Here is a 13357-nt window from a genome sequence, read left to right on the forward strand (position 1 = left end):
AGTGCGCTGCTAATTTTTATTGACGGTACGTGTTAAATTACTCTACTATTTCTTTTTCATTCGCTATTTTATTGATTCTTTCGAGCATTGGTGGATGTGAATATCTAAACCATTTTACAAGTAGCGGCGGATTCACTTCACCCAATCCCGCCTTTGTCAGCTCTTGAAACGTTGAGACAGCAGCCTCTCGATCGTCCATTAATTCTATTGCATACTGATCGGCTCTATTTTCCTGATACCTCGAAATGTAATTTGACAGTGGACTTGCTGCAAATAACAGTATGGATGTTAATAGTAAATACAATGGTAACGAATGGATCTCACCTACTCGATTTATTTTTAATCCCGTACCAAAGCGCGCGACAGCCCAAGTCATTAGCTTTGCGGTTAACCAAAGTCCAACAAACATCGTTATAAGCGCTTCAGCGATTCCGAAATAAATATGCTTCTCTACATAGTGCCCCATTTCATGAGCCATAATGAATAGTATTTCTTTTTCGGATAAGCTGTTTAACGTCGTATCCCAGAGTACAATTCTCGAATTACTGCCGATTCCTGTAACATAGGCATTGAGTGAATTTGTCTTTTCCGCCATATTCACTTCATACACATGTGTTGCAGGGATATTTGCTTGCTCAGCTAGCGTGAGAATTTTCGCCTCTAATTCTTTATTTTTTAGTGGGTAGAAATCATTATATAAAGGGTCTATTACTACGGGCTGAATAAACATCAAGAATAAGGAGAATGGAATGGTTAAAGCCCACGCATATAGCCACCATTTTTTTGTACTTTTATTAATAAGCCAATAAAGAACGGTCACAATTACAACGGTCATTCCGAACTCTACCCAAAAATCGATGAGGTTATCCCGCATCCAGGAATTGAAATTTTGGGTGCTAATCCCATAGCTCTTGCTTAAATGATATCTGAAATAATCAATTGGGAATAACAATAGATACATCAAAACGGTTAGTAAAAATAAATATACAGCATTTTGCATAATTGACCATTTCTTTTTCATTGGGGCCCATTTTTCAAACGCTTTTGAAACCCCCAAAATGAGGATGAAAAAATAGACAAGCCATTCAAACGGTGTTGCTACAAAAAAGAGGAAATTCCGTATTTTTGAATACTCCTCACTTAAGTACAATTCGCGCTCCGACATAAACACGTTTGGATCCGCAACCGTCCCTTTCAAAGCTGCTGGTATACCTCCACTTCCGCTCTGAAAAATATAAAAATACATCGCTATCGCATAAATAGCAAATAATAAAAGAGCTGTAAATCCCCATTTTTTCGTCATTCCCACACCACCTCTACTTCATTAGTATTGAAATTTAACTCTTACCGCCGCATTAATTACGATTTGTCCTTGTTCAATCGGTGTCGAGATACTAGCTAAATCTAGCGCACGGTACATGACAGGCTCCGCATTACTTTCTTCTATTATTTCTAACGGCTGTGGATTCAAAATTAAGTGCATCGTATCGGCAATTGTGCGAGCCTTCATTTGTGCATTTTGAAGTGCCAAATTAAGCGCTTGTTGGTAATAAATGTCCGCATTTTCGATTCTAAACTGCATGGCGGAAACATGGTTTGCACCATTTAATACAGCAGTATCAATGACAGTCCCTATTTTATTCATATCAGTTATTTTAACAGTAATGGCATTTTTCACCTCATAGCCTCTAAATACTTGTTTTCCATCAATATAATCATAATTTGGAAATATATTATATACTGCAGTTTGAATTGCCTCTCTTGGAATAGATAACGCGATAATCGATTGGATGACCTGGTTCATGATGTTGGCATTCTCCTGCTGAGCTTCACTTACCTCTTTCCCTTTTGTGCTCACTTCTATTTGAAGCTGCGCATAATTTGGCCTAACAGCAATCTTCCCATTGCCAGTTACTGTGACAACACGTGATGAACAGGATGCTTGTTGAATTACGTTAGGAAAATACATGACATTCCACCTTCCGTATTGGTCATACTGCTCATTCTATGTTTCTATTTCTAAAAACTTGTCTAATAGATTGTAATATTCTCATACTCAGACCAAAACAAATAACCCATACCATCTTATCTGGTACAGGTTATTCTTCATTTCAAATAAAACAATCCCCCGTTTACAATGTCAATTTTTATTTTCGTATCGTACTGTTCTTCAAGTGCTTTTTTTTCCATCTCGTAACATTCTGGTTTATCTTCTACACCTTCATAGAAGTAATCTAATACTTGTTGATCTTTTTGCCATCTTGTTTTTGCTTCTTCGGCCCATGTATGATCATCCTGTTGGATCGTAGTGTCAATTGCCCTATCTAACCGCTCCAACGCACGGTATGGCTTGATGATATACTGCAGTAAAAACACACCATTTGGCTTGTCAGTAATCAAATTCACATTATTAAATGATTCCTGAAATCCATCTAAAATTTGTCCATTCATTAAATTAATACCTAAAGAAAAAAGCATTTCTTTCGTTTGATCGCTAAAATACGATACTTTATAATTAACAGCGAGCCAAGGGGTTAAAAATGGTGTTGTTTCACGATTTTCTACCCGCTCATACATTTTCACAAATGCCCCGAGTTCTTGCGTTGCCTGAAACAGTTGGCTGAGCCGTGGTGAACCGAAGTGGACAACTTCACCTAGTACCCCTTTAGGAAGCCGATTGTGATCCGTAATAAAAGTGACTTGCCTTGGACTCGGCTCCGCACCTATACTTTCAATATATTGCCAATAAAACGGACGATTCATAATTTTCTTATCCATCTCAATTGTTAGTTGAACGGTCATATATTGTTCATTATCACTTAAAATGTCGCAATTCGTTTCTTTAAAAAAATTTTGTAAATAACGATGAACTTGTTGTGGGAACATGTAAATCCTCCTCCAAATGCGTCCCATTGTCTATTAATTTTTGTTCTCTTATTGCACGTTACTGCGGGATAAAATATCATCTAAATCACCGACCACTTTTTCGAAGACGTCAATTTTAATATTAAGCAATTCTAAAATGTCCTTTTCAATGGTGTCTTGGATTGCTAAATTGTAAATATGAACATCATGCTGTTGGCCTAATCTATGGACACGTCCAATACGTTGCTCTAGCTTCATCGGATTCCATGGTAAATCATAGTTGATAACATGGTGGCAAAATTGTAGGTTTATCCCTTCGCCTCCAGATTCGGTTGCGATTAGTACTTGATCGCGTTCCTTAAAGAGTTGCTTCATCCAATCTCGCTTGCTTTTATTGAATTTCCCGTTAAAAAGAACGCTTGAAATGCCATTTGTATGCAAGTACCACTGTAAATACAATTGAGTCGCTCGATATTCGGTAAATATAATAACCTTATCATTTGCCTGTGTAATAATTTCTAAAGCCTTTTCTGCTTTTGAATTTATTACTAATGCCATCAATTTTTGAATAACTTCCTCAACGTAATCAATCTCTTTCTGATCAACGCATTTTTCACGCATTTTCTCCAAGGTCAAGCAAGTCGCTTCCTTACTGCTGCACATTTCTTTTTGGAGCGTAATCATAGAGAAGGAACCCGAAAATACGGACGACATATTTTTTAGTTCTAAAATCATATCGTAAACTTCTTTTTCCTCTTTCGTAAAATGGATTGGAATAATTTGAACACGACGATTTGTCCATTCGATTCCTGTGTCCTGTCTTCTATTTCTTACCATCACCTGATTTACTAATTCCTTTAAATAATCATCATGTTCTAAATCGTGCTTCGTAGCAGAAAACGCCGATTGAAACGTCTCGTAATTCCCTAGGTGACCAGGCTTTAGCAATGAAATTAGGTAAAATAATTCAAACACATCATTTTGCACTGGTGTGGCAGTTAACAACAAACAAAATTTCTTCTTCAAACTTTGCACAAACTCGTATATTAGAGTTTTATGGTTTTTTAGTTTATGCGCTTCATCAATGATAATCATGTCGTAATCTTGTGCTACTATACGTTCTCTATGTGGACTTTTTTTTGCAGTGTCCATACTCATGACAAGAACATCATAGTGCTCAATTGCCGTATTTTTTTTATAAGGAATTGCAGGAATATAAAATTTTTGGTTTAATTCCTCCACCCATTGATTGATAAGGGAAGCTGGCGCTAAAATTAACGCTTTTTTGACAAGCCCACGAACGAGGTATTCTTTCAATATTAAGCCTGCCTCGATCGTTTTACCAAGCCCTACTTCATCTGCAAGAATGGCTTTTCCATTCATCCTTTGAATGACCCTTTCAGCCACTTCCAATTGGTGGGCAAGTGGTGTGAGATTGGATAAGTATTTTGGCGATTGAAGCCCAGAAAAATCAGCTATCAAGTTATTTTTAACTACTTCATAGCTCATATTGTATAATGTCCAATTATCCCAAGGTTCATCATTTTCCAATCGATTTAGAAAGCCTTCTTTCCATTCAGATGACCTTTCAATTATCATGAATATCACCCCACATAATTTTTTCAATATTAGGTTGCCCCAAAATTAAATTGCTATGTTTAATTAAAAAAAAAATTGGAAATTTATTGAATTAAAATTTTGCTAAAAAGGGTGGAATTTCGACTTTTTTCTACTTCTACAGCTGACGAGCACCTGTTTACTTATACGTCCTTTAAACATTGTTCCCACAAGTTTTCATCCTCTTTTCATAAATAATATTAGAATAATACTCTGCATTCTAGATATTTTGTCAAGCATAAATTCTAGAGCTTTTCTCACGCACAAATCCTCTATATTTCTTTAGTTTGCTCGTTTATTCGTTTATTGGAACCATTTTTGTGACGAATCAAAGAATTAAATTTTGTCCCTCATAATGTGACACCCTTTTCATTTTTAGTAGTTTACAATGAAAATGCTTCAACCAAATCTAATAGATATCTAATAGATTCACACTACAAAAATAGTGCAAAACAGATGATGGAGGAATCATAATGCTTAGCTTATTGCGTAAAAAGGTATTGAAGTTTTTAATTGAATTTAAAAGAAAAGTCATGTACAAGAAGGCAAAAGATTTAGGATACACACACCCTGAAGTAGTCAATTACAGTCAAGAGTTAGATGAGTTACTGAATAAATTCGATAAAGCATCATAAATAGAAGTTGATTGTATTGTAGTGGTCAATAAAAAGAGGATGTCTTTTTATGAGACATCCTCTTTACATTGAAAAGCCTTGTATACCGCCCTTTTACTTATTCATTTAATATAGACGGATTGTTTTTTGCTTTCGGCTTTTCTTTGTTTTCATTTTTATTTTGTTTTTTTGCTTGCTCATTTTGTCCGATAACACCTAGATCATCGGCACTAATGTCAAACCCATACCCAAATTCTTCTCGACCTAATCCCTTTTTGTTTTGCTTATCTTTTGTCAAAATGGTCACCTCCAGTAACTAATGTTTCCATTTTGGCCTATTTTATTCTTTTAATTTTGCCTATGTCGTTGAAACCCTAGTGCATCAATTTCTTTTCAAATGCTGTCATTAAAAAGCATGTAAGCATAGCGACAGTAGTAACAACAATGCCTAGTATATAGCCCAAACTTTTCATAAATACATCTTCACCCGGTGTGCTCGGTTCCAGCGTTACATATAAATAAATTAAAATTACAGTAAAAATACTGTAAAAGCTACTGCCAATCATGGCCATGAGCATCTGCTGCGATTTTGTACCTTGCCAACTCTCTCGAACAGCCGCCCAAAAATACATACTCACAAAAATCGCAAGTAACATGAACACCAAATACATAAATGGAATTGTAAGCCACGTCAATAATGTAATGATTCCCCACGTACTGAAAAACAACACTGCATTGCCTATAAATACAAAACCGCCTACCACAATTGCACGATTCATCCATCCATAAGCACGAAGTTTCCTTACTAGCGGACCCTCTTCAGATTGAATCCTTGAATTAAAATAAAAAATACTCACTAACCCGATTATAGAAATTAAAAGTAGCATGTGTTTCCTCCATTACCCTTTTTCAACACAACGAAATGAACTGGGAAAAGTTTCTAAGTTAAAACGAATTAACGTATTCGGGATTTATTTCAATGAGCAACTTCTTAATCCTGCGTGAAAAGGACAATAAAAATATGGGTCTTTACCAAAATATGTCCTTTACTTTATAAGAAAATGTACTACTTTATAGGCACATGGAACGGAAGGCGGCGAGTGTAGCTGACGGCATTCGCCTTTCGCTACAGAGCAAAGCTTCCTGCGGGAAAAGCGTGAGCCTTGAGACCCCGCACGAAGCGTTTAGGAACGAAGGCTAAGAACGCCACGTCCTGTGGCAACGCCTTCGTGACCAACATCATGTTGGCCCGAGGAGGCTCAAGCCACGCCCGCGGAAAGCGACCGCCTGGAGTGGAATGTGCTGTCAAGTTCTTATTTTGATGTAGAGCCAAAAATATTATTTTTGAATTTCCTCGTTATTCAGTTGAACTATATAGTCAAACTGTATATACTGAATTTATACAGTTCAACTGAATAAATGGAGGTGAGAAATTGAAGCGACATAAACTATTACCTTTATCTGAAACAATGCACTACATTTTGCTGGCACTACGAGAACCACTGCACGGCTATGCGATCATGCAAAAGATAGAGGACATGAGCCGAGGAGAAGTCATAATCGCAGCTGGTACATTGTATGGCGCGGTTGATAACTTACTGAAGCATAATTGGATCGCCCCTGCTCCGTCCGAAGATAGTCGCCGTAAAGTGTATGGAATTACAAAAGAGGGCCTACACATCTTAGAAATCGAACAGCAACGCCTCGCCCACATACTATCACTATATGAAACGAGGAATTCTAATGAAGAGGTTTAAACTATTCGCCAATTTAATGAAAGAGGAAGCTTGGATTAACGAACAAATGAGTAGTGGCTATGAATGCACAAACATAAGTCCAATCGGCATCTACACATTTAAGAAAAATTCGGGTGCTTCAAAAATCGCGCGTATTGATTATCAAAATTATATGCCACATGCTAAATTTCACCATTATGTCGCAATGCATGAAGACTTTGGCTGGCAGCATTTAGCTGGTTCACGTTGGACTGGATCCCAATATTGGATAAAAGACGCAAATGGCCACGATGAATTATTTTCAGATGCAACGTCCACAATCGCTTATTTTAAACGCTTAATGACCCATTCCCTGTTCACTGCTATATGGATGATTTTGTTTATGACGTTACTATCAACAGAAAATAATCTTTTCGCCAAATTTTATAGTATAAAAGCACAATACTTAACGCCTGGCTTATGGGATAAAGAAGGAAGTGCCTTCTGGTTCTCTTTCCTTTTTGAAACACCTTTTGCGATGATGCGTTTCCTAATACCTTGGTTTTTCGTCATTAGTGCTGTGATGTTTATTTATTCGTTTATTCAATATCGAAAACATTTAAAAAATTTAACCGAATAAAAGTAAGCTGCGCAAAAAGTGAGATATACACTTTCTGCGCAGCTTATTCATTGTCCTAATGCTTCTTTAATAGATTCGGTTTGCAAATATATAAGAAAGTCACTTTATTAATAGATAATTTCGTCCTTAAACATATTTATAAACTTTCGATGACTCTCGACCATTTTCTCTGGAAGGTTTGTACATTTGAAATTACGTACTTCCAATGTTTCAGATGGATCGATTTGAAGATGACCGTCCACATCCTTTGTAATAAAAACGGCTGTAATACAATATAACTCATCTCCATTTGGAGCTTTCATATAAAATTCATCTCCTGAAAACACATGGAGCAATTTTAAGTTTCGTATATGCAGACCAGTTTCTTCGAATACTTCTCGTTCAGCCACTTTTTCAAAACTCTCTCCAAGATTCATTAATCCCCCAGGCAAGCCCCATTTCCCTTCAGGACGTTTTTGCAAAAGGACTTCTCCACTTTCATTTTGAATGATTACAACAGAACCTGGTAAGATTAAAGGTTTTGTCCCTACATATTGCCTAAGATATTTGTAATACTCCATTTGTTCCAACATTCTCAACCATCCCTTTTCGAATTTATATTCCTCATCAACTGCTGAAGATTCGAGTGTAACATCTTTAACAAAACCGTTTAGAAAATTCCACATCTTCTATCATACTCAGAGAGCGTAGTAGAAAAGATTACTCTCATTATAATAGTTATTATATACTCATTTATTTTATCCTACGATCATTTGACTAGTAGGAACTCTGTGATTGCTTTCATTAACTCACAAATATTTAGTATAATGGAAGAAAAGGAACTTACTTGAAGGAAGGTCGATGGATTGACAATCGCTCTTTATTTAATTAGCTGTTACCTCATTGGCACGATTATGGCTGCGTATTTCGTTGGTAAATGGTACGGCACGAATTTGCGAGAAGCGAATAGTGGCAATCTCGGCGCTCGAAATGCCGGTCGAACGCTAGGCAAGGCTGCCTTTTTTATGACGATGATTTTAGATGCTTTAAAAGGCGCCTCTTCGGTATTATTGGGATTTGCATTGGAGATTTCTCCATTAATAATCGCACTTGGAATCTTTTTTAGTATCCTCGGTCATTTGTATCCATTTTGGCTGAAATTTAAAGGTGGTAAAGGAATTGCGACAATGGCTGGCGGTTTTTTATTTTTCAATCCGCTTTTAATAGCCGCCATGGTTGTAGGCATGCTTCTATCGCTGCCTATTACAAAAAGCCTGACACTTAGTATGATTGGTGGTTTTATTACGTATAGTATTGCAATTATGTACGTGGATGCCAATAGCTATTGGCCGCTTCTCTTCGCCCTCATCTTGATTACATGGGAGCATCGAGATAACCTAAAAGAAAGGGTGAAATAAATGTATTGGTGCAAAATCGCACAAACAGAACACGAATTCGAGGCAATTGCGGCATTAAATTACGAAACATTTGTGGAGGAAATCCCGCAGCATACACCTACCGAAACAAGGCGATTAGTCGATAAATTTCACAGTGACAATACATACATCGTCGTTTATAAAGACCTAGAGCTTGTCGGAATGCTGGCAGTTCGTATTCAGCGGCCATTTTCGTTAGATGGTAAAATCGGAGAGGTCGAGCAGTACTTAAACGAAGAAGATTGTCTAAAGCTATGCGAAATTCGGTTACTTTCGGTGAAAAAACAGTACCGCAATGGTCGTGTATTCCTACAGCTTGCGAATGCATTGTATCGCTATGTTTTTGATGCGGGCTATAGCGCGGCAGTCATATCTGGAACAACACGAGAGGAAAAACTGTATACACAGCTTGGATTTGAAGCATTTGCACCAGCAGTTGGAGCCGAAGAGGCACTATTTTTACCTATGGTGCTACGACGTGCAGACGGGCTTATTTTAGGGGAACGACTACAGCGCAAGGATATTTCATTTTGTCCTGGTCCTGTCGCACAAAAAAATGAACTGACCTATACAGCACTTTCTCATCGTTCGTCTCTTTTCAAATCATTATATGACGAGATGCTCAGTAAGCTATCTGAACTGAGTGGAGCCCGTTATGTGACGCCTGTTGTCGGAACTGGTACGCTCGCAAATGATCTAATGCTTGGACAAATAAAGGCTCAATTTGGCGAGCAACGTGGACTCCTACTCAGTAATGGGGAATTCGGTAACCGGCTTGTTCGTCAAGCACAAAATTGGCAGCTGTCGTTTGACGTATATGATGTGCCATTTAGTGAGCCGTATAGCCTAGAAGAACTTGAAACGTATTTATCTTCAAGTAATTATGCTTGGCTTTGTGTTGTTCACGGAGAGACATCACTAGGAATTTGCAATAATTTAGAGGCCATTACTACAGTTGCACAGCGGTATCATGTAGCAGTATGTGCAGACTGTATTAGTTCTTTTGGAACATTCCCCTTTACGATGGACGGATTATTTATGGCGACAGCGGTGAGTGGAAAGGCGCTTGGTGCACTGGGCGGTCTGGCATTTATTTTCACCAACACAATACCAGTTGACAGTGAGGCACCTCTTTATAGTAATCTTGCTAATTATTTTAAAAACCAAGTTCCATTCACGATGCCTGCTAGTTTTGTAGCATCTACTGTAGATGCACTAAAAAAGTATCCAGAGCGCTATGTGCTGTTACAGAAGCGGCTTAAAATGCTACTAAATGAGCCGCAACTTGATAGTTACCGCATCAAAACACATCATTATCCAATTGTTGTCACATACCAATTTCCCGAAGCGCTTGCTTATTTCGGCCGTGATGCGCGGTTAAATGGCTTTATGTTGCACGATGAAAGTGGGTATTTAAAGCAACATGCACTCACACAAATTTCAATGATACAGCCGCATTTCGAACAAGATTTGCAGCGTCTACTTGCCTTTTTATCTAACTATGAGACAACAATAATCCCATCTGAAAAACGAGGCATTTAGCTTGCCTCGTTTTTTGATTCCTTGTGCCTTATTCCCGCCCTTATCTTTATTCTAAATCGAGAAATAATTCAGCTAAAACTTTATCTTTTGCTTCCAAGTAGCGTCTCGTAAGTATGTAATGAATCGTTTCTTCATAGCGGATCTCATTTATGGGCCCATCGTCAAAATTATAAATCGTGGCATTTGGATAACCTAATAAAATCGGCGAATGAGTAGCAATTATAAACTGCGCATCATGCTCTAGTTCCTTTATAATACGCATTAGACTAAGCTGACGCGTCGGGGATAGCGCTGCCTCTGGTTCATCTAACAGATAAATGGATTTTTCCCCAAAGGCATGACGAAATAATGATAAAAATGACTCCCCATGTGATTGATGATGTAGAGATTTCCCACCGTATGCATCGTACTTCCTACCATCTTCCAATTGATCGATGTGACTTGCAAATTGATAAAATGTTTCAGCACGTAAAAAAAATCCTCTTGCTACTTTTTGCTCCCATGAAAGACGAATATAGTCACTTAAATGCGACCCCGCTTCATGTACATCATAGAGATGATTTCGACTACCACCCGCTGTATTAAAATCACATAAATCCGCAATTGCTTCAAGCAGTGTAGATTTACCCGAACCATTTTCACCTACAAAAAATGTCACATTATTCGGTATATCAAGTTCATTAAAATCTTCTAAAAAAGAAATGTTAAATGGATATCTTTGTTTTTCAGGAATTTTCTCACTTAAATACCGCACCGTTTTTAAATACATAGGCTCTCCATTCTCATTTGAATTTTAAATTTTGACTCAAACTATTTTATATTGGGGTATTGTTGCATTAATTATACTCAAATAACAATAGCCATCACTAATTCATTTCAAACTCCGCCGTTTACGTCTCAATGTGCATTTCATAACATATTCCCAAATCCCACATAAACAAACCACCCCACCAAACAGTCCTAAAAAGACAACCGGTGAGATGATTTTCATAAAAGACAGGCCAAGCATCGTGACCCCAACAATTACATAATGATGCACTGCGTCTAAATGGTAGCTTTTCTGTTGCACATGCCAAGCGCGAAAATAACCTTGCATGGCACCAAGGAACACCTGTAATATGAGCACAACATACAACAGCAGCTCGAATGAATGATCTAACAAGCTAACTAACACATACACAGCGCCCATGCCAATATAAATGAACGAAATAGTCCCCGGTTTTCTTTTCTGAAAGAGCCGATAACCGAACGCCGCCGCAAAGGAATGGAGCGCAAATAACCAGGCAAACATTGTGAACGTCAGCGATACTTGTTTGAGCCAAAGTATATAATACGGAAAAATCACGACCTGTCCGACTGTTACAAGTAGCGGTAAGTATTTCGTGCTTTTATTGTTCATAAGCTGCTTCCTCGCTCAAGTAATTATCATAAAAAAGATTCACAAACACTTCATTTGGGTCTTCGGCTAGCTTATCCTGCTTAAACGTTTTCCAGTTCGGATAAGACTTTTGAAACTGCTCTGTCGTTTGATAACGATAATACGGAAGATAATAGGTACCTGCATGCGCAAGCGTTAAGTCCGTCCACTGCTGGATGATGTTTTGTGCATTTTCTATATCTTTTTTATTTAAGCCATGCTGTATTAAAATAACAAGTCCTAACATATCCTCCCGTGCATAATTCAGTGTTGTCACGTCGTCTTTCTCCACATAGCGCACCGTAATATTATGCACTTTAAAGTCTTCATTTTTATCTTTCGCTGAGAGTAGCTTTCCTAAATCCTTCATATAATCTGCGTACGCGTCAACCGGCACAAAAAACTCCTGTAGTACTTCCACCTTACCTGGCTTCTTAAATTCCATAAATGTTGATTCGGAGCGCATGACGTTATTGCGGGTTATCGTTTCCCCGTCAAGCGAATGAATATAGCGTTTTTGTGTTGTCCAAAATAAATCTTCTAATGGCCCCCCTTGTCGTCCGAGATCTAGTGCAAGCTTACTTAAACGCATGCCTTGCTCACCTTTCAGTGGGGTTTCGGTATCCTGCTTACCTGTTTCGAGATAATTAATCGCATACATTTCCTGTAAAAACGAGCCAGGTGCAACACTTACTCTCGCATAATGCATTGCAATCGTTGGATCATCTAGTACATGATTAAAATACGTTTCATATTCTGTCGTTTTTAGTGCTTCTGTTTGAATCGCGTACAAGTCATTTTCCGTTAGTTCAAGCGTGACATCTAAAATGACTCCGAATAATCCGTAGCCGCCGAGTACGTTAGCTAGTTGCTCCTTGTTTTGTTCATGCGTTAACGTTTGAATATCCCCATTTGGCGTAAGCAGCGTCATTGCCTTCACTGTGCCTGCCATTGGTCCAAAGCGAATATCCCTGCCATGCGCATTAATGGACAGCGAGCCGCCTACCGTGAAAATAGATTGGGATTGCGTTACTTTTAATGCGAGCCCGTACTCCTGAATTGCTTCCTGCACATCCTCCCAAGTTGCGCCGCTCTCTACACGCACTGTCTTTTCCTGCACATTTACTTCGAGTACTTCATTGAATGTTTTCATGTCGAGCACAATGCCATTTTTATAATATGTATGTCCACCCTGAGAGTGTTGTAAACCAGCAATGGAAATGTGCTGTCCTTCTACGTTCGCCTGCTTAACAATTTGCTGCAGCGCCGCAGAATTGTCAGCAGTAACAACACGATCAATTTTTTCCGGCAGTAGTCCTGTATAATCCGTTGTTAAATTCGTTTGTGAAAGTCCATATTTCCGCTTTTCAATCGGGATGTTAAAAAAGATGCCAGTGCCTAAAATGCACACAAGTATAGCAAGAAACCAAGTTTTTTTCAGCATATGTAGTTAGCTCCTTCAGTGGAAATTAATTATTAATACGATTATATAATAAAAGTTCGTTTTTGTGTAATTTTTCACTTTTAGAATA

At 38.1% G+C, this 13357-nt stretch carries 15 protein-coding genes; 5 read left to right on the forward strand and 10 right to left on the reverse strand.

Annotated elements, in window-relative coordinates:
• Positions 1-37 precede the first annotated feature (37 nt).
• The 4 genes from MHH87_RS09355 to MHH87_RS09370 all read right to left on the reverse strand — a co-directional run bounded on the left by MHH87_RS09355 (position 38) and on the right by MHH87_RS09370 (position 4464).
• Positions 38-1303: a M48 family metallopeptidase gene (locus tag MHH87_RS09355; protein ID WP_340749042.1), complete on the reverse strand. Its 1266-nt coding sequence runs from the start codon at positions 1301-1303 to the stop codon at positions 38-40.
• A gap of 21 nt (positions 1304-1324) precedes the next feature.
• The gene (locus MHH87_RS09360; RefSeq protein ID WP_340749043.1) at positions 1325-1969 is read right to left on the reverse strand and encodes an SIMPL domain-containing protein; all 645 of its coding nucleotides are present in this window, start codon (positions 1967-1969) and stop codon (positions 1325-1327) included.
• 137 nt (positions 1970-2106) lie between these two features.
• Positions 2107-2886, reverse strand: coding sequence for a YqhG family protein (locus MHH87_RS09365; protein ID WP_340749044.1), 780 nt, complete (start codon positions 2884-2886; stop codon positions 2107-2109).
• A gap of 48 nt (positions 2887-2934) precedes the next feature.
• On the reverse strand, positions 2935-4464 hold the full coding sequence (locus MHH87_RS09370; RefSeq protein ID WP_340749045.1) for a DEAD/DEAH box helicase: 1530 nt from the start codon (positions 4462-4464) through the stop codon (positions 2935-2937).
• Between the two features lie 491 nt (positions 4465-4955).
• On the opposite strand from MHH87_RS09370, the gene MHH87_RS09375 reads away from it, so the two are divergent.
• Positions 4956-5117 (forward strand): aspartyl-phosphate phosphatase Spo0E family protein, encoded by a 162-nt coding sequence (locus MHH87_RS09375; RefSeq protein ID WP_340749046.1) that lies wholly within the window; start codon positions 4956-4958, stop codon positions 5115-5117.
• Positions 5118-5214: 97 nt separating this feature from the next.
• On the opposite strand, the gene MHH87_RS09380 is transcribed toward MHH87_RS09375, so the two are convergent.
• Positions 5215-5403, reverse strand: a complete 189-nt coding sequence (locus tag MHH87_RS09380; protein WP_340749047.1) for a hypothetical protein — start codon at positions 5401-5403, stop codon at positions 5215-5217.
• Between the two features lie 67 nt (positions 5404-5470).
• Entirely contained in the window at positions 5471-5983 is a 513-nt protein-coding gene (locus MHH87_RS09385; protein WP_340749048.1) for a hypothetical protein, read from the reverse strand.
• Positions 5984-6565: 582 nt separating this feature from the next.
• Between MHH87_RS09385 and MHH87_RS09390 the strand changes: the two genes are divergently transcribed.
• Complete coding sequence (locus MHH87_RS09390) at positions 6566-6853, forward strand: PadR family transcriptional regulator (protein WP_340750952.1); 288 nt, start codon at positions 6566-6568, stop codon at positions 6851-6853.
• Positions 6840-7451, forward strand: a complete 612-nt coding sequence (locus MHH87_RS09395; RefSeq protein ID WP_340749049.1) for a DUF2812 domain-containing protein — start codon at positions 6840-6842, stop codon at positions 7449-7451. The genes MHH87_RS09390 and MHH87_RS09395 overlap by 14 nt, the downstream gene beginning before the upstream one ends.
• Before the next feature lie 107 nt (positions 7452-7558).
• Here the strand turns inward: MHH87_RS09395 and MHH87_RS09400 are convergent, their stop codons facing one another.
• Complete coding sequence (locus MHH87_RS09400) at positions 7559-8116, reverse strand: NUDIX hydrolase (protein WP_340749050.1); 558 nt, start codon at positions 8114-8116, stop codon at positions 7559-7561.
• 180 nt (positions 8117-8296) lie between these two features.
• Here MHH87_RS09400 and MHH87_RS09405 point away from each other — a divergent pair, with 180 nt between their 5' ends.
• Positions 8297-8848, forward strand: a complete 552-nt coding sequence (locus MHH87_RS09405) for a glycerol-3-phosphate acyltransferase (protein ID WP_340749051.1) — start codon at positions 8297-8299, stop codon at positions 8846-8848.
• Positions 8849-10408 (forward strand): aminotransferase class V-fold PLP-dependent enzyme, encoded by a 1560-nt coding sequence (locus MHH87_RS09410; RefSeq protein WP_340749052.1) that lies wholly within the window; start codon positions 8849-8851, stop codon positions 10406-10408. It abuts the gene before it with no gap.
• Between the two features lie 46 nt (positions 10409-10454).
• Here MHH87_RS09410 and MHH87_RS09415 read toward each other — a convergent pair whose 3' ends face one another.
• The 3 genes from MHH87_RS09415 to MHH87_RS09425 all read right to left on the reverse strand — a co-directional run bounded on the left by MHH87_RS09415 (position 10455) and on the right by MHH87_RS09425 (position 13269).
• On the reverse strand, positions 10455-11177 hold the full coding sequence (locus tag MHH87_RS09415) for an AAA family ATPase (RefSeq protein ID WP_340749053.1): 723 nt from the start codon (positions 11175-11177) through the stop codon (positions 10455-10457).
• A 102-nt stretch (positions 11178-11279) separates the two neighbouring features.
• The gene (locus MHH87_RS09420) at positions 11280-11807 is read right to left on the reverse strand and encodes a hypothetical protein (protein WP_340749054.1); all 528 of its coding nucleotides are present in this window, start codon (positions 11805-11807) and stop codon (positions 11280-11282) included.
• Complete coding sequence (locus MHH87_RS09425; protein WP_340749055.1) at positions 11797-13269, reverse strand: FAD-binding oxidoreductase; 1473 nt, start codon at positions 13267-13269, stop codon at positions 11797-11799. Before MHH87_RS09425 ends, MHH87_RS09420 begins: the two co-directional genes overlap by 11 nt.
• Between the last annotated feature and the right edge of the window lie 88 nt (positions 13270-13357).

This window comes from Solibacillus sp. FSL H8-0538 (genome assembly GCF_038003525.1).
Lineage (GTDB): Bacteria > Bacillota > Bacilli > Bacillales_A > Planococcaceae > JBBOPI01.